This is a genomic window from Ornithinibacillus bavariensis (genome assembly GCF_050433565.1).
Lineage (GTDB): Bacteria > Bacillota > Bacilli > Bacillales > Amphibacillaceae > Ornithinibacillus > Ornithinibacillus bavariensis.
In genome coordinates, this window is the sequence record NZ_JBNPWZ010000002.1 from 223,960 (window position 1) to 241,057 (window position 17,098).

Here is a 17,098-nt window from a genome sequence, read left to right on the forward strand (position 1 = left end):
TTTTTTAAAACAAAAAACCTCTTCTTAAAAATAAGAAGAGGTGAATAAACTTCATGAATCTATCTCTTCTTATCTTCAAGCGTTACACTTCTGGAATTGGCACAGTACTCGTATGAGTCCGCTGCCGAGGCTTCAAAGGGCCAGTCCCTCCACCTCTCTGGATAAGAAATATTTCGATATAAAATTGTTAAAATCAATTTACACATGTTTTATTATATTGTCAATACCCTATAGTTCGCAAATTATAAAAATGTTGATGAATCAGAATCAATATACTGTTATGATGGATGTAGAAAATTTTTACATAAGGTTGGTGAAACAATGACACAACTGAGCCCAGAGGAGAAAAGGGAGATTGTACGTGAAGAATTAAATAAACTAGTAAAAGCTAGATATTTATCATTAAATATTGCTGCAAAGGTAGTTAATTCACATACAAAATATTATAGTAATCTGCCAAAAGGAAATCAGATTGAACAGGACACGAAAATACCAAAGCAGGAAGCACCTAAGCCACAGATGAATAGTATTAGGCAGACCAAGGAAGCACCTAAGCCACAGATGAATAGTATTACGCAGACTAAGGAAGAACTTCAGAAAGAAGTAAAACAAACTGTTCCTTCTCAACCAGTAATAAAGTCTAAAAAAGAATTAACTGCGAAACAGGTTAGAGAGCGTAACATTACATGGGGGCTAAATCTTGGTGTAATTTTACTACTATTAGGCGGATTGGTATTAGCAACTAGTACTTGGGAAATGCTAGGGAATTGGACAAAGACAGGGTTAATTGCAGCAGTATCTGTTTTATTTTACACCTTAGCATGGTTAACGAGTAGGGTATTGCATATTAAAAAAACAGGCTTTGCTTTTATCGTATTAGGTAGTTTGTTTTTACCAATAATCGTAGTTTCGGCAGGTTACTTCGAGCTATTTGGTAGCTATTTGTCTTTTTCTGGAGAGGGTAAATACCTATTCGGAGCGATCGGAACATTAGTGATCTTACCGATTTATGCTTTCTTGGCAATAAAACTAGCATCTCGATTGTTCGTTTGGTTTTCCTATGTCACACTGAGCGTATTAGTAGGACTAGTAATTGCTGCTCTACATTTACCAATTGATGGTTTTTATTTCAGTATTATGCTGTACAATGCACTACTAATTCTTGGTTATCGTACATTTAAGAATCATCATAAACTAACATTATTTTTAAAGGAGTTTATCCCTTTTATTCAAGCAAATCTTATCCTTTCTACTTTGCTGATGTTAGTATTCTATGATTCTGAAGTCATGTATAGTTTTAATTTGCTATTAACAGCCGTAATTTATTTTGCAATGATTTTTGTTAGTAATCATAGATCCTACCATTTCGTTTTTACTGCAATGCTAATTTATGGAGCATATCAGCTTGTAGAAAACTCTATCCTTGAAGGGGTAGGGGAGATTGCATATGCATTACTTGGAGTAATCTTTTTAGCACTACCGAAGCTTATCAAGGATTCTGGATCTTTGCATAAGATATTTCGTATAACAAGTGCTGTCGTATCAGCAATGGCATTTTTGTATATTAGTTTGGAAGGAATTTTACTAAGGGCTGGAGTAGGTTCCATCATATTAATGATAGCCTATATTATTATCGCTCTTAATTTTACTTATCTTGCGTCAACCGTTAAGAATAAGCTGTTTACGTATTTAAGTCCGATTTTTCTAGTAAGTGCCATATACGAATTAGCGTTATTAGGAAAGCTTTGGTTTAATTATGATTCTATTACATTTCCATTCTATCTATTTGTATTTCTTTTCTATCTGGTAGGTGGGTGTTTTGTTAATATAGCACTATGGAAGCCTATAAAAGAAAGTTCTCGTGACATTAGCGGACTGATGCTAATCATCACATTATTTATCGCACTACTGGATTCAACAAAATTTATACAGAGTCTGATGTTTTTCATTCTAGGATTGACTGCAATTGTCATGAACCATTATGAAAATCGAGTTGCAATGAAGAAAATTGCACCTTGGCTTCATCCGGTTTCAATAGCTCTGTTTATTATCACTATACATGCTCATTTTATGAAACCGACTAATGCGATGTTTATAGAAGAGCCTATTCAAGTGGTTGGCGTAATATTTGGTAGTTTATTCGTACTTACTGCAAGCTACATATGGAAGAAGAGCTCGTGGATAAACTTTTCATCTAGTAGTTTTTATACAGCACAAATTTTTTATGGTTTAGGCATTATATTCAGCTTAAGTTTTGGGTTAGAATCAATCACTAGGGCTTTCATTTATTTAGGTGGAATTGGAATGGCCTATCTTCTTTATCGGAAAACAAATTGGGCTGCTATTCCCTATATCATGAGTAGCATTTCGGTAATATTTTACTTTAGTGTGTTAGTGGTACTTCATACAGAATTAACCCAAATACCAACACTATTCGAATGGTTTGAATTTGTAATTGGAGCTATTGCACTACTAGGTTTAGGGCTAACGATAAGAAACCAAGAGCAGCGCCTAATGAAAGCTTATTATTGGGTTGGACAGATTTATCTTCCAATATCATTATTTATAAGTTTATTCTTACTTGGTACGGATTCATTGTGGGCTTTTCTTCTCACCACTGTGATATATGGCATAACAGTAAAAATGGTAAGAACTGAGTGGCAAATTAAAACGTATCTGTATGCAGGTTTTACAACAGCTTGGATTTCATTGGTTCTTCTATTTTCCAAATTAGAATGGTGGGAAGGGATACCTTACACGTACTTAATTATAAGTGTACTTCTTCTAGTTAGTTGGTTTATTTGCAATGAGGTGTGGAAAAAGCGTATCGTATACTACTTTCTTCCTTTCTCAAGTGTGGGTATAGCAAGCTTCTATATTTCCTATCCGTATGAAATAGATTTGTTTATGATTACATTGCTTTACGGTTCATTAGTATTACTGGTATTACATCGAATGAAATGGGATGTAATTTCTATTATTCCATTATTATTTATGTATGCAGCAGTAATGAAATTTGCAGAGAATGATTATTTGGTTGACTATGAGTTAGTTGTACATGCAGGTTTTGGTATTATTCTTGTTGTTGTTGGTAGGATATTATATAGCCATCTATACGAGCATAAAAAGAATAATACTAGACTTGATTGGTACACTCTGATGGCATTCATTACTTTTCTAAATAGCTACCAGTATAGCTTTGGGAATGAAATGTTAGTGTACAAGATATTACCAGGAATTTTAATTGTTATATTATTATTTATGAATCGCAATAGGATAACCGATATTCCATCAAAATGGATGGTATTTGCTGCTTCCGTCTTTTTGCTACAACCATATTATGTACTCCTAGGCCATGTTGAGTTACCAGATTTATTCGTAAGGGAATTTTATGTATTACCATGGATTATAGTTGTTATTGTACTCAGATGTTATGTAATGAAAGATAAAAAAACAATTACCAATTATATTCAATGGGCTGTTTTAGTTATTGTGGCGATCTTACTTGTTCAAGATGGCCTACAAAGTAATACGATCTACGATGCTTTAATCATCGGAGTATTGTCGTTAGTATCACTAATTGCAGGGATGATTTACCAAACTAAGTCATTCTTCTTTATTGGAGCAGGTGTACTGTTATTCAATGTCTTTATGCAAACACGACCTTATTGGGGAAAGCTACCATGGTGGGGTTACCTACTAATTGCTGGATCCATTTTGATAGCCATAGCTAGTTATAATGAATGGCAGAAGCAGAAGAGCTCGGAAGGGAAAGAAACATTGGTTTCAAGATTTAGAAAAAATGTGATTGAACGGATTAAGAAATGGGATTGATAAGGGAGGTACTGGAATGTTTCCAGCACCTTCTTTATTTGTTCTTATATTGACTATATCTAAAACTTTTCTTTATTATTTGACTTGTAAGTGCTTTCATAGGATAGAATGAGAAAAGGTACAAAATAGGTATTGAGGGAGCAATTTAATATGAACGAGCAAAGTGTTATCTTTTTTGATATTGATGGAACATTATTAGATCATAATAAAGAGTTGCCAGTTTCTACGAAAGAGGCTATTCACGAACTTAAAAGGCGTGGACATTTCGTGGCAATAGCTACTGGGCGTGGTCCATTTATGTTTAAAAAAATAGGTGATGAGTTAGGTATTGATACCTTTGTCAGTTATAACGGACAATATGTAGTAGTAAAGGGTGAGGTTGTTTATAAAAATCCTATGGAATTAGCTTCTCTAGAAAAGCTGATTCAAGCATCGGTAAAGAACGACCATCCAATTGTATTTATGGATCCTAATAAGATGAAGGCAAATGTTCCAGAGCATCCATATATTACAGCAGGTTTCTCCTCTTTGAAGGTAGGTACTCCAACTGTAGATCCATTGTACTATCAAGAAAATGATATTTTTCAATCCCTTCTTTTCTGTGAGGAAGGGAAGGAAAAACAATATGAAGAAGAATTTCCTGCATTTGATTTTGTCCGTTGGCATGAAGTATCTGTCGATGTTCTACCCAAAGGGGGATCGAAGGCAAAGGGAATTGAAAAGGTGATGGAGAAATTACACATACCAAATGATAGAATTTATGCCTTTGGTGATGGATTAAATGATTTGGAGATGCTGTCAACTATAGAGAATAGTGTTGCCATGGGGAACGGTGTCGATGAAGTGAAAGAGGTTGCGAAATATATAACAAAGCCCGTTGATGAGGACGGTATTTTACACGGGTTAAAAATGGTAGGGCTACTATAATAAAAAGTGTCACTGTTCAGTTAACAGTGGCGCTTTTTTGCTTACAATCAGGGAATTGACATGTTATGATGTGATTAAAGTACTCATAAGGGAATGGAAAAAGATGAATTTTGTAGCCATTGATTTTGAAACAGCCAATGAAAAGCGTAATAGTCCCTGTGCGGTAGGAATTGTAGTAGCAAATGATAAGGAAGTCATTGATGAATATTATAGCCTAATTAATCCTGAAACCTATTTTAATCCATTTAATATTCGTGTACATGGTATACGTGAAGAGGATGTTCTAGATGCCATGACATTCTCTGAAATTTGGCCAATAATGGAGAATTACTTATCAGGTAATCTTGTAGTGGCACATAATGCTAGTTTTGATATGAGTGTTATTAGACAGACCTTAGATCGTGATAATATTACATATCCTGAAATGGAGTATTTATGTACGGCAACTATTTCCAGGCAAGTATGGCCAGATATGGAAAACCATAAACTTAATACACTTGCAGCACGGCATGGGATTACCTTTCAACACCATAATGCATTAGAAGATGCACGTGTAGCAGCAATGGTGATGCAAAAGGCTATAGAAGAATTAAGCGTAGATTCACTAGAAGGATTCTTGGAGCGGTGTAGCCTAGTAAAGGGGAAAATATTTGAACGAGGATACCAGCCACCAAAGGTGAAGCGTACAAAGAAACATACTACATTGTATATTTAAATAATACGTCTGAAGATGCAACAATTGAGTTGCATCTTCTTTTTGGATAAGTTAAGGAATCCATTTCTTGTAAAATTTGGATTTGCAAGGTCAATAACTTTTTAGGTAATAATTAGGAATCCTTACTTAAATAGTGTATCCTCATAATGTATATATTTTTGGAAATATAGGAGGATTTTTCATGAATAAGAAACGTTGGCTTGCACTGCTTATAGCAGTAGTTTTATTTGTTGTTTCGATCGGATTTCAAGTTGCCACAAGCATAGCAAGTGCAAATTTTGAACAAATATTTACTTTTCCTGAAAATAAATTTCCAGAAGAGCTCATTGAAAAAGGAACAAATGGGAAAATTGTTGTGCTGCATTTAGATGGAGTTATTCAGGATACCGCTCCAAGTACATTACTGAATACAACTTCTTATAATCATAAGCAGTTTTTAAAGATGCTGGATGTAGCGGCAAGGGATTCTAGTGTGGATGGAATCATATTACGAATCAATACTCCTGGGGGTGGTGTTGTAGAAAGTGCAGAGGTCCACGACAAAATTGTAGATATTCAACAAGAGTATAAAAAACCTATCTATGTGTCCATGGGTAATACTGCTGCTTCAGGTGGATATTATATTTCTGCACCTGCTGATAAAATAGTAGCACATCCTGCAACATTGACGGGGTCTATTGGAGTGATTATGGAGGGATATAATCTTTCAGAGCTGACCGATAAGCTGGGAATTGAAGTGAATACCATAAAAAGTGGCGAGCATAAAGATATTATGTCAACATTTCGTGAAATGACAGATGAGGAACGTCAAATTCTGCAAACCATGATTGATGACATGTACGGTGACTTTGTTCAAGTTATTGTTGAAGGTAGAGGATTGTCTGAAGAGAAGGTGCGAGAGCTGGGTGATGGCCGTGTTTATACAGGAAGCCAGGCAAAAGAAAATGGATTAGTGGATGAACTTGGCTCTTTGGATGACACGATTGATTTGATGAAAAACGATTTGAAGCTAAAGAATGCACAGGTTGTAAAATATAATAGTCCATTAGGCTTTGAGAAGTTTTTTGGCATGTCAATGCAGAGCTTTATCGGTAAAGATGAAGAGCTAATCAATATGCTGGATATAATTCGTGAATCAAATGCACCAAGAGCAATGTACTTATATTCCAATTAAGGAGGACCATTTATGAGTGAAATTAGTGTAGCATATGAAAATGATGTCCCTGATACTAATCAGCGCTATGCTGGTTTTTGGATGCGCTTTTGGGCTTACTTTATCGATGTATTGGTCATCTTTAGTCTAAATGGTATATTGCTATCTCCATTTAAGTTTATTAATGATGGTATTGCAATAAGTATTGGCTTTTGGACTGTGACTGGTATTGTAGGCTCTATCGTCTTTTACGCATACTTTTTATTGATGACTAAGTTCTTAGGACAAACAATAGGTAAAATGATATTAGGAATCAGAGTAATTCGTGAAGATGAAAAACCTCTTCGGTGGAGTGACTTAATTTTTAGAGAAGTAGTTGGCAGGTTTATTTATCGTGTCTTTACTATTCTCATGTTACTGTATGTCGTTGTTGGCTTTACAGAACAGAAACAAGGATTACATGATATGATTGGAAACACAAGGGTTGTATTTGATAGATAATGAAGTAAGACACGGATTCATATGAAAAGAGTCCGTGTCTTTTTTCGTTCAGTTGAAAGGAATAAAGTTTAACTATACCTTTTAATAATTCATTTCTAAAGCGTTGTTCGCGTTCATGACATCATGCTCTAATAGCTTCTTTAAGTCATATGCTGGATACATATTATTTTCGTACATATAATTGAACACATTTGCATGGCATTTTATCGCTTTTTGCAAGTGGTTTGTCAATGTCTCACGGACTGCAGGGGTAGCAGTTTCTGTGATAGCATTAGCATAGTTACGTACACTTGTTTTAGCTAGTGCCAATAAGTCTCCTGCATAGAAGCCAGTCCCTAATTCTAATGGATTGGCAATATCTGCTCTAGGTGCCATTCCATAAAATTGAAGTAGCTCCCTAATATTGGCTTCTAAATCCATAATCGTGTTTTGATAAAGTGAACGCAGTCTTTGATCTTGAACGTCCACGATTGATTTCTTCAGCTTCATTAATCCATTGGATTGAGAAGCTACTAATTCGTGAATTTCGAGTGTCTCGTGATAAGCGAGGTGCCTTGGTCTTCTGTCCATTGATTCTTCCATCATATTTCCCCCTAGTAAGTAGTCATTTTAACTATATTCTCGGTTCTTATGGAAAGAAGCTTGTTAGGTCGAAATTAGGCGAATATCATGTAGTTTTGACAGGTATATTGCCATTGCAAATTAACTGAATTAAAATAATTAATAGAATATTGTAACAGAACAGTCATCATATAACATTGGAAGGGGATTGTTAAATGAATTCAGATTCAAATGTAGTTGATGGACTTTCTGGTTTATTGGAACGTGCACGGAGAAACACATTAGGTGATCTCCTAGTAAGAACAAGGGAACGGGTTCCTGAGAAGTTTGCCTTAGCCTACCGTGATAAGCGGTTAAATTATGAGGAACTGGATGATTTGGTCAATCAAACTGCACATGCTTTTCTTGGAAGCGGAATGAAAAAAGGAGATATGATTACGGTCATGTCTAAAAATAGTCTGGATTTTGTTATCGTTAATTTCGCCCTATCTCGAATAGGTGCAGTAATGATTCCCATTAATTACATGCTAACAAAAGATGATGTTACCTTCATATTAAAGCATGCTGGTGTAATTGGGTTAATCGCTTCTGAGGAATATGCTCCAGTGTTAGAACTAGCAGCTATGGGAATGGATATTCAGTTTCGCTATTTAATGGATATGGATGAGGGAGAAAGGCAGGCAGAATTTCTCGAAGAATGGATACCGTTACATATTGGACGTCAGGATCAACCATTCCATTATGTAGATGCGGAAATATCTGATGATGATCTAGCTCATGTGTTATACACTAGTGGTACAGAATCAAGGCCCAAGGGAGTAATGCTAACTCATAAGAGTATTATAAGTGAGTATGTTAGCTGTATTGTAGATGGGAAAATGTCTGAAGAGGACGTACTTATTCATGCCCTTCCTATGTACCATAGTGCCCAGCTCCACTGCTTTTTGGGACCGAGTATTTATTTAGGCTCAAGTGGAATTATTTTGGATGGTGCAAGTCCGGAAATGATACTACGTACGATTGAAAAAGAGGGAGCAACACAACTGTTTTGCCCACCAACCGTGTGGATTGCATTATTAAGACATCCAGAATTTGATACTCGTGATTTGTCTACATTAGAAAAATGTTATTATGGTGCAGCCATTATGCCACGAGAGGTGTTAAAGGAATTATCTGAAAGGTTACCAAATGCCCGGTTTTGGAATTTTTATGGGCAAACCGAGGTTTCTCCGTTAGCAACCGCATTACAGCCAGAGGATCAACTACGGAAGCTCGGCTCAGCAGGTAAGCCAACATTGAATTTGCAAACAAGAATTGTGGATGAGCATGATCAAGAGGTAGCACGAGGAGAAGTTGGTGAAATAGTTCACCGTACTCCTCATGCAATGAAGGGATATTTACACGATCCTATAAAGACTGCAGAAGCCTTTCGTGGTGGATGGTTTCATAGTGGTGATTTAGGTGTTATGGATGAAGAAGGATATATTACAATTATTGATCGGAAGAAAGATATGATAAATACTGGTGGTGTAAATGTTTCGAGTCGGGAAGTGGAAGAAACAATCTACCAATTAGATGGAGTGTCAGAAGTTGCAGTAATCGGCATACCCGACAAATATTGGATTGAAGCAGTAACTGCAATTATCGTTCCAAAGGAAGGGGCTAGTTTGACCGAAGAAAAGGTAATGCATTTCTGCAGAAAAGTCCTATCAACATTCAAAGTACCAAAGTATATTGCCTTCACAGACTTCTTACCAAAGAACCCAAGTGGAAAAGTATTGAAACGAGAATTACGTAAAGAATATGAAGGATTAGGAGATGTATAGATGCAACAATATCCTTCTAAAATTTGGATATATTAGACAAAAATAATAGCTGGTCTGTAAGATATCAAAAGGATAAACACCTCTATTTTTGAAATACTAGTTAGAGGAGGTGTTTTTATGGCAGAGAAAAGCGATAATTGGAGTAAAAAACGAATTATTTCTAGTGTTAATCCTCAGGGTTTAACGGAAGAAACAGCTAACCACCGACCAAAGTCACAATTAGAAGATCGAGCGAAGAAAAAGAATACAAGGATTTAAAGTGGGTGAGCATAATCGATCATACATTAATGTATTTAAGAGAATCACTATCCAATTACGAGAATAATGAATTAAGTCAATCCATTTACAACAAATTGGTGCACAACTCCTATTCAAGTGAAGCGGACTTTGTTGAAGATCTAAATGATAAGGAAATGCAATACTTGAATCATATACTTGAGCGAGAAATTCATTATGCAGAGAACGTGCAGGATGATTTACGAATACAACAATTGTGTGAGGTATATGAACTAATTTTTTGAGGTAAACTATAGTCAGAATAGCCCAATTTCCTCGATTGGATGATATTAACATTGCTATTTCAGATTATAAGTAGTACGATAAGAATACAAGCTACGATGTTCGTATTTCATTAAGTTTTAACCTCTAAATGAAATATAGGGAGTTTTATATCGGAGCTCTAATGTCGAGCCGCCATGGTAGAGCGGAAGGCAGGAAAGCTTCTGCAAACACCCACTTGGTGAAGTGGTGGTTTAAAACTTTTTATTTCAAATACGGCATATGTGGCTATTGAATAGTTAATGAAGCGACCAGTTTCCCTAGGGAGGCTGGTCATTTTTGTATGAGTACATTCATGAAATGGACAAACAGGACCATTACAACGAAGCTATAAGTAAAAGTTTTCAGATATTATTTGCTATTTGTATTATTAATGTTTCGCTCTTTCCATTATGCTAGAAATAAAAGGGGGAGAAGTAGATGAATTTTTATTATGAAAAATTTGATCATGTACAGATAGCTGCTCCAAAAGGAAGCGAAGAAATTGCTAGAGAATTTTATCAAGGGATATTAAAATTTGCGGAAGTGGAAAAGCCTGCAAATTTACAGAAACGCGGTGGAGCGTGGTTTAGTGCTGGTAATATTCACATCCACGTAGGAATAGAAGAGCCATTTTATCCTGCGAAAAAGGCACATCCGGCGATTTTAGTAAACAACCTTAAGGGCTTTATGGATTATCTAGATACAAAAAAAGTAAGCTATACTGTTGATGAAAATTTACCTGGAGCACAGCGTTTTTATTTAGCAGATCCATTTGGAAATCGTTTGGAATTTTTAGAATGGGACTAATGTAATTAGGGATTTCTCAAAGCTTATGAGAAATCCTTTTTTTATGGTAGAATTATTAGAAAAATAAGTTAGGTAGTCAACAGGGGGAAATAAATTGAAAAAGAAGCTACGTATAATAGGTGGTATATTAATTGGTATCATCGTTGTTGGATTAGTAATTGGTGGGAATTATTTTTATGGGGTAGGTATAAAGAGAGGAACAGAAGTAGAGCTACATAGTGAGCCTGCAAGTGTCAATGCTCAAGCTACTGAAACTGCTTTATCAATAATTGAAGAGGCTGAAAAGTGGTATAGTGAGCAGGTACCCGAGGTTATCGAAATTACTTCATATGATGATTTAACCCTAAAGGCAGGATTTTTAAAGAATGAGGCAAATACAGGAAAAGCAGTAATACTTGCACATGGATATCGTGGTACAAGGGAAACAATGGATGATTTGGTAAAATTTTATTATGACAATGGTTTTGATGTGCTACTACCAGATGCAAGAGGACACGGTGAGAGTGAAGGGGAATACATAGGCTATGGATGGCATGATCGACTAGATTACTTACGTTGGATTGACCTTCTCATTCAGACGTATGATGAAGACCAAATAGTACTACATGGAAATTCGATGGGAGCTGCACTTGTTTTAATGACGAGTGGGGAAGTGCTTCCTGATGAAGTCAAAGGGATTGTGGCTGATAGTGGTTATACAACAGTTAAAGAGGAGCTTCGACATCAGCTTAAATACTTGTATCATCTCCCATCATTCCCGATATTAGATGTGACAAGTGTCATTACTAAGGTTAGGGCTGGTTACTATTTCGGAGAGGCATCTGCTTTAGAACAAGTAAAAAAGAATACAAAACCACTCTTTATTATACATGGGGATGCTGATGAATTAGTACCTACAGAAATGGCACATGAGCTTTTCGAAGCAGCGGGAGGGGACAAACAATTATGGATTGTACCGAATGCTGGTCATACAAAGGCCTATACAGTTGCTACGGAAGAGTTTCAAGAAAGATTAGTAAACTTTTTAGATGAAATTCTAGATTAGCGGAAAAACTGAAATCGTTTAAAAAGGGAAGGTAATTTTTAAAAATTATCTTCCTTTCATACTTTTTTTGGAGCTTTGTTTTGCTTAATCTTGAGTAACTTTTAGCTCCTTAAGAGATACTCCATAACTAATTCCCCTTCTATTGTCTCTTCCGTCATATGAAAGCCCACTTTTTCATAAAAGGCAATAGCCCCTTTATTTTCTGGTACGACGGATAACCGAATCCGTTCACAGTCTTCATGCTTAGCAATCATTCCAATCAGTGCTTCCATTGCTTTTAATCCATACCCCTTACCCTGGTATTCTCTACCAATCATAAAACGAGGAATCCAGTGCTTGTCTTCAGAATCGTTTTCTGGAATATATTCCACAGCTGCAACACCAATAACGTTGTCTTCATGATAAATAGCATATGGTGTAAAAGTTTCATCCACATAAGCCCATGCTATGGTAGCGATATTCCTGGCAATAAAATTCTTTTGTTCTTCCGTAACTTCAAGTCGCACACATTCCCGGATATTTTCCTTTGTTATTTGGGTTATTTTAATCCTCACGATTTAATTCTCCTATTCTGTGAAATAAGTAACCTTGTACCATTTGGATTTCCAATTTTTCTTATGTATTCGAGAATGGTAGATTTTCATTCTATCCTCCGATTGTTTAAAAAAAGGTGTTGGTCGAACGGTTAAGGATAATACATCTGTAACACCATGTGGACAAACGAGGAGGATTTCTCCATCTTCAGTTCGCTTTACTCCTAACGAAGTAACCGTCTCGGGGAACTTAGCGATGGCATCCACGGTACTTTTATAAGGTTCGAGATTATTGATATGATGCATACGTGCTTCATTCTTAACAGACCAGGGGACAGAAGGCATGAGCTTTTTTAGTCTTTGTTCGTAGTCTTTTTCAATCGATTCCTCCAAATTATTTGGGTCAAAATAGACGACATCTACATCATCAATGATTGTCGGTTCCTTAAATTCATGTAGTACATCCCAAATTTTTGAACGAACAAATCCAGCGCAAATCCACCAATCAGGAAGCTGCATTGTTTGCGCAGCGTTAATAATTGCCATCATCTCGGAATCGTTTTGGATTACTTTTAGGATATCTTGTTCACTTTTAAGCATGTAGATTGTCTCCTTAGCATCTAGTAGGATTAGGTACTATTTGAAATTGTTTTAGTTCTCGAACTACACGAGAGATCGGTAAACCCATCACATTAAAATAGTCACCTATAATGTTTTTTACTAATACAGCACCTTGGCTCTGGATACCATATGCCCCAGCTTTATCAAAAGGATCCTTTGTTGCAATATATTCTTTGATTTCTTCGATCTCCAATGGCCAAAACTCCACCATCGTCCTTTCAACAAAAGAAATTTCTTTTGTTAGGGAACGGATCATGACTCCGGTATATACTTCATGCACGTTCCCGCTTAGGCTTCTAAGCATTGTGAGGGCTTCATCACTATTTTTGGGTTTTCCATAAATGCGTCCTTGAAACGATACGACTGTATCTGCTGCAAGGATAACCTCGTCTTCATAGATAGTTATACTTTTAGCTTTGTTAATCGCAAGCTGTTCTACTTTTTGAGCTGGTTCTACCGTAGTAATGGTGGATTCGTCAAACTCTTGCTTACGAACAGTAAACGCTAGATTGACGAGTTCTAGAAGCTCTCTTCTTCTCGGTGAAGAAGAAGCTAAAATAAGCTTAGGAACCATGAAATTACCTCCGAATAAAGTCATAAAAAAATCCTATGATAAGTATACTAAATCCGAATGTTAAAAGGGAATTTTTTCTGTCACTAAGATTTTAACCCTATACTTTATGGGATATATCTGATATTTTGTTGTATATACATAATCAATGAGTAGTAAAGGGGGGAATATTGTGGAGGCACCACAAGAAACAAATGGTAAGGCTGTTGCAGCATTAGTTTTAGGAATTCTATCATTAGTAATACCTTATATTGGATTTATTTTTGGAATTATTGGCCTTGTACTTGCGAATATTAGTGTAAAAGAAATTACATTATCGGGACAATCCGGAAGAGGTCTTGCCATTGCGGGACGTGTGACTAGTATTATTTGTCTGTCTCTGTATGGAGTATTTTTATTACTAGTACTAATTTTTGTAGTAATATTCTCTTTTTACTATTAATAAATAGGAATGCCAGGTATCAGAATATTGGAGCCTGGCATTCCTATTTATTAGGAGTTTATTGAATGTATAATTCTTATTCTGCTCTAATTGGTGCAATTAGTTTTCTTGATGTATAATTAGCATTATTAAGAAAATTAATTAAACATGCTTTTATCAGTTGGTGGAGTAATACAACAACAAGTGTGGGCAATGTTACATATTGGACGTTTGGAAAGGTAGAAAGAGAGGTAGGACCATGCTAACCGTCTATTTCATCTATTAAACGGTGACGGAATTATTTCCGGTTGTGAAACACTGATTGATTAGGGAAGTATTTTTAAAAGCACCACTATTGATAAGTGGATCGGAATCACCGCACTTTTTGCGGGTGATGAACATAAATCATTATGTAGTCCATGAAATACAAACGTATTGATTAAATATACTAGAGACTAATTTAGTAAGGCTTCACTATCATGTGAAGCAATGAGTGGGTGATACATAATTAGGGGGAGAGTATTATGAAAAAAGTCTTGTTTTTTGCATATCCAACCTATGTTGATTTTGAAATTGCACATACATTATTCTTCTTAAGAAAGCTTGGTAAAGCATTAATAACAACAGCAACTATTGATGGTCATGAAGTAGAAAGCCTTGGAGGGCTTATCACAAAGGCGCATTTATCACTACCAGAAGTTACACTAGCTGATTATGATTTACTATTAATCTCTGGAGGAGATAACGTAGGAGAAGTTATGGAAGATCATACTGTTCAGGATTTTTTGTGCAAAGCAAATTCATTACAAATGCCAATTGCCGCAATGTGTGGTTCTTCTGTATTTCTCGCTCAAGCAGGACTTTTAAAAGGGAAAAGCTTTACATGTAATGCGATAACTTTTGAAAAATTTAAGAGCCATTTCGAAGGTGCAGAATATACGGGCAATCGAGTTGAAGTATTGGATAATATTATTACTGCAAAAGGGGCTGCATTTCCAGAATTTACGATAGCAGTCATTGATAAATTGGGATTATGGAAGGATGAAGATCAGCGTAATGGTGCATTGCTTTTTTCTAAAGGAGAGGCATAAATGAGTAACTGACGAAACGAAAACGCAATAAAGTGATGCAATTTTCAAAAAAGTGTTGTGCCGGGCATATCCCATTCTGTATAATAAACTTTGGGAGTGTCCGAAGGCTTGTAGCATGGAAGAGGCGAGTCGTAAGCAGCAACTTACGACTCGAACAGTTACATAGGCTTCGGCGACTTCCGTACATGGTGAAAAAGGTAATTATCCTGTTTCTTATGCAGAGTCAGGGTGATTACTTTTTTTCACGGGTGTTCACAACCAACAACACAAGTGTTGAGAACGCTAACATTAACTCAAGGGTCTTGTCAATTGGAATCACAAGCTTCAGCCCCTTTCCTGGGGATTTTTTGAAGCCGCCGAGTAACTCCAATAAGGATAGTCGATGATGACCTATGTTCTGTCCCCATCATTATACTATAAAAATAAGGGTATAGTATCGTGATTATTGCGAAATGGTAAAATATTCTTAGTATTTAATTTCTTGCTGCAAAATACCTATACCACGCGTTTTTTTAGTATTTTGTCGCTTTGAGTCCTATAGGACTATTACTGTTTCCTCGAATAATGTTACTTGGTTGAACAATTTTTATATAATGTACGATTTAAATTGTAGTTTGAAATATTACATAAATGAATGTGGAAGTTCAATTAGAAAGTAGAGGGATTGTATAATGAAGAAGGTAGTTCTTCCAGGCGGTACAGGCTTTATAGGTAAGTACTTTGAAGAAAGATTTAAAGAAATGGGCTATAAGGTATTTATCATTTCGAGGAGCTCTGGACATATACCATGGGAGAATGAAGCAGCAATTATTGCTGCTTTAGAGAATGCGGAATACGTCATCAATTTGGCAGGAAAGTCGGTAAATTGTCGATACAACAAAAAGAATAAAGTAGAAATTATGCAGTCTCGGATAACTACCACTAATATCCTTGGAAATTGTATCTTAGCATGCAAAAGTCCACCAAAGGTATGGATGAATTCAAGTACAGCAACTATCTATCGTCATGCAGAAGATCGCCCAATGACTGAAGAGAACGGTGAGATTGGAACGGGATTTTCCGTTGATGTGGCGACAACATGGGAAAGTGAATTTTTTCAATTTGAGTTACCTAAAACAAGACAGATTGCATTACGAACAGCGATTGTACTTGGAAAAGATGGTGGTGTAATGACACCATATCGCAATCTAGTAAGATTTGGTCTAGGTGGAATACAAGGAAGTGGTAAACAAAAATTTAGTTGGATTCATGTCGCGGATTTATTTCAAATCGTGCTTTTTTTAAATGAACACGTGGAACTTCAAGGTGTGTTCAATTGCTCTTCTCCTAATCCAATCAGTAATAGGGAGTTTATGATGGCATTGCGAGACAGGATGGGGGTTAAAATTGGTCTACCTACACCCAAATGGATGTTGGAAACCGGTGCTATCATGATTCGGACCGAAACAGAATTAGTATTAAAAAGTCGTTGGGTCGTTCCGGAGAGATTATCGAAGGCTGGGTACCACTTTATGTTTGAAACGATTGAACAAGCTTTAGAAGATATTATTTGAGTTTAAATAGGCAGGGATTAGGTCTCCTGCTTTTATTAAGTAGTAAAAGTAAATAACTTTAATTCCTTCTATTGAAAATTTCCTAACCTAATTGAAGCTTTGATTCTTAAAGTATCTCAATTTGTTTCTTCTCATCATCTTATATTTCGATAAAAGTCAATCATCGGTTCTACCGATTCCATTAAATCTGGGCAACGTATTTTAGATCCATCTAAATCACGTAATGCTTGGCTACAATCATATGAGGAATGAATCATGAAATAATCCATTGCTTCTTTTTCTGCTTTAAGCCATTTTCGAATTTGTCTTACACCTAAAGCTGCTTTTGTAATAGATAGTGGAATTCTTCCATTAGGTGTTCTTCCTAAATATGCCTCTGTGAGTATTTTTTTGAAGCTC

The 17,098-nt window shown here is 36.0% G+C and carries 18 protein-coding genes, 1 other RNA gene and 1 riboswitch; of the genes, 14 read left to right on the forward strand and 5 right to left on the reverse strand.

Features of this window, described 5'->3' with window-relative positions; translation table 11 throughout:
• Window positions 1-66: 66 nt before the first annotated feature.
• A riboswitch (SAM riboswitch) is annotated at window positions 67-168 on the reverse strand.
• Window positions 169-321: 153 nt separating this feature from the next.
• The 5 genes from HNR27_RS04985 to HNR27_RS05005 all read left to right on the forward strand — a co-directional run bounded on the left by HNR27_RS04985 (window position 322) and on the right by HNR27_RS05005 (window position 7,130).
• A complete protein-coding gene (locus tag HNR27_RS04985) occupies window positions 322-3,834 on the forward strand; it encodes an SCO7613 C-terminal domain-containing membrane protein (protein WP_429338978.1) in 3,513 nt (1,170 codons plus the stop codon).
• Between the two features lie 150 nt (window positions 3,835-3,984).
• The gene (locus tag HNR27_RS04990; RefSeq protein WP_429338979.1) at window positions 3,985-4,761 is read left to right on the forward strand and encodes a Cof-type HAD-IIB family hydrolase; all 777 of its coding nucleotides are present in this window, start codon (window positions 3,985-3,987) and stop codon (window positions 4,759-4,761) included.
• Window positions 4,762-4,864: 103 nt separating this feature from the next.
• Window positions 4,865-5,476 (forward strand): 3'-5' exonuclease, encoded by a 612-nt coding sequence (locus tag HNR27_RS04995; RefSeq protein WP_429338980.1) that lies wholly within the window; start codon window positions 4,865-4,867, stop codon window positions 5,474-5,476.
• Between the two features lie 181 nt (window positions 5,477-5,657).
• Window positions 5,658-6,650 (forward strand): signal peptide peptidase SppA, encoded by a 993-nt coding sequence (gene sppA, locus HNR27_RS05000; protein ID WP_429338981.1) that lies wholly within the window; start codon window positions 5,658-5,660, stop codon window positions 6,648-6,650.
• A gap of 12 nt (window positions 6,651-6,662) precedes the next feature.
• Window positions 6,663-7,130, forward strand: a complete 468-nt coding sequence (locus tag HNR27_RS05005) for an RDD family protein (protein WP_212919140.1) — start codon at window positions 6,663-6,665, stop codon at window positions 7,128-7,130.
• 81 nt (window positions 7,131-7,211) lie between these two features.
• On the opposite strand, the gene HNR27_RS05010 is transcribed toward HNR27_RS05005, so the two are convergent.
• Window positions 7,212-7,712 carry a spore coat protein gene (locus HNR27_RS05010; RefSeq protein WP_280530722.1) on the reverse strand — a complete coding sequence of 167 codons (501 nt, stop codon included), beginning with the start codon at window positions 7,710-7,712 and terminating at the stop codon, window positions 7,212-7,214.
• 194 nt (window positions 7,713-7,906) lie between these two features.
• Here HNR27_RS05010 and HNR27_RS05015 point away from each other — a divergent pair, with 194 nt between their 5' ends.
• From HNR27_RS05015 to HNR27_RS05040, 6 genes are all read left to right on the forward strand, one after another.
• Complete coding sequence (locus HNR27_RS05015) at window positions 7,907-9,517, forward strand: acyl-CoA synthetase (protein WP_429338982.1); 1,611 nt, start codon at window positions 7,907-7,909, stop codon at window positions 9,515-9,517.
• A gap of 117 nt (window positions 9,518-9,634) precedes the next feature.
• Entirely contained in the window at window positions 9,635-9,775 is a 141-nt protein-coding gene (sspL, locus tag HNR27_RS05020; RefSeq protein WP_212919142.1) for a small, acid-soluble spore protein L, read from the forward strand.
• Between the two features lie 14 nt (window positions 9,776-9,789).
• A complete protein-coding gene (locus HNR27_RS05025; protein WP_429339195.1) occupies window positions 9,790-10,038 on the forward strand; it encodes a sporulation protein in 249 nt (82 codons plus the stop codon).
• Between the two features lie 85 nt (window positions 10,039-10,123).
• Window positions 10,124-10,310, forward strand: a non-coding RNA gene (gene ssrS / locus HNR27_RS05030) — 6S RNA.
• A 185-nt stretch (window positions 10,311-10,495) separates the two neighbouring features.
• Window positions 10,496-10,864, forward strand: coding sequence for a VOC family protein (locus HNR27_RS05035; protein WP_212919143.1), 369 nt, complete (start codon window positions 10,496-10,498; stop codon window positions 10,862-10,864).
• A 94-nt stretch (window positions 10,865-10,958) separates the two neighbouring features.
• Window positions 10,959-11,909 (forward strand): alpha/beta hydrolase, encoded by a 951-nt coding sequence (locus HNR27_RS05040; protein ID WP_212919144.1) that lies wholly within the window; start codon window positions 10,959-10,961, stop codon window positions 11,907-11,909.
• 101 nt (window positions 11,910-12,010) lie between these two features.
• Here the strand turns inward: HNR27_RS05040 and HNR27_RS05045 are convergent, their stop codons facing one another.
• From HNR27_RS05045 to HNR27_RS05055, 3 genes are read right to left on the reverse strand one after another with little or no spacing between them, the layout of a single operon-like run.
• Window positions 12,011-12,463 (reverse strand): GNAT family N-acetyltransferase, encoded by a 453-nt coding sequence (locus HNR27_RS05045; RefSeq protein ID WP_429338983.1) that lies wholly within the window; start codon window positions 12,461-12,463, stop codon window positions 12,011-12,013.
• A gap of 12 nt (window positions 12,464-12,475) precedes the next feature.
• Window positions 12,476-13,042 carry a nucleotidyltransferase family protein gene (locus HNR27_RS05050; protein ID WP_212919146.1) on the reverse strand — a complete coding sequence of 189 codons (567 nt, stop codon included), beginning with the start codon at window positions 13,040-13,042 and terminating at the stop codon, window positions 12,476-12,478.
• 13 nt (window positions 13,043-13,055) lie between these two features.
• Window positions 13,056-13,637 (reverse strand): Maf family protein, encoded by a 582-nt coding sequence (locus HNR27_RS05055; RefSeq protein ID WP_212919147.1) that lies wholly within the window; start codon window positions 13,635-13,637, stop codon window positions 13,056-13,058.
• 169 nt (window positions 13,638-13,806) lie between these two features.
• Between HNR27_RS05055 and HNR27_RS05060 the strand changes: the two genes are divergently transcribed.
• The 3 genes from HNR27_RS05060 (at window position 13,807) to HNR27_RS05070 (ending at window position 16,699) form a co-directional block, all read left to right on the forward strand.
• Window positions 13,807-14,076, forward strand: a complete 270-nt coding sequence (locus HNR27_RS05060; protein ID WP_244853262.1) for a DUF4190 domain-containing protein — start codon at window positions 13,807-13,809, stop codon at window positions 14,074-14,076.
• Between the two features lie 503 nt (window positions 14,077-14,579).
• A complete protein-coding gene (locus tag HNR27_RS05065; RefSeq protein ID WP_212919149.1) occupies window positions 14,580-15,146 on the forward strand; it encodes a DJ-1/PfpI family protein in 567 nt (188 codons plus the stop codon).
• A 668-nt stretch (window positions 15,147-15,814) separates the two neighbouring features.
• Window positions 15,815-16,699, forward strand: a complete 885-nt coding sequence (locus HNR27_RS05070) for a TIGR01777 family oxidoreductase (RefSeq protein ID WP_429339196.1) — start codon at window positions 15,815-15,817, stop codon at window positions 16,697-16,699.
• A gap of 134 nt (window positions 16,700-16,833) precedes the next feature.
• Here HNR27_RS05070 and HNR27_RS05075 read toward each other — a convergent pair whose 3' ends face one another.
• The gene (locus tag HNR27_RS05075; RefSeq protein WP_429338984.1) at window positions 16,834-16,968 is read right to left on the reverse strand and encodes a hypothetical protein; all 135 of its coding nucleotides are present in this window, start codon (window positions 16,966-16,968) and stop codon (window positions 16,834-16,836) included.
• Window positions 16,969-17,098: the final 130 nt, after the last annotated feature.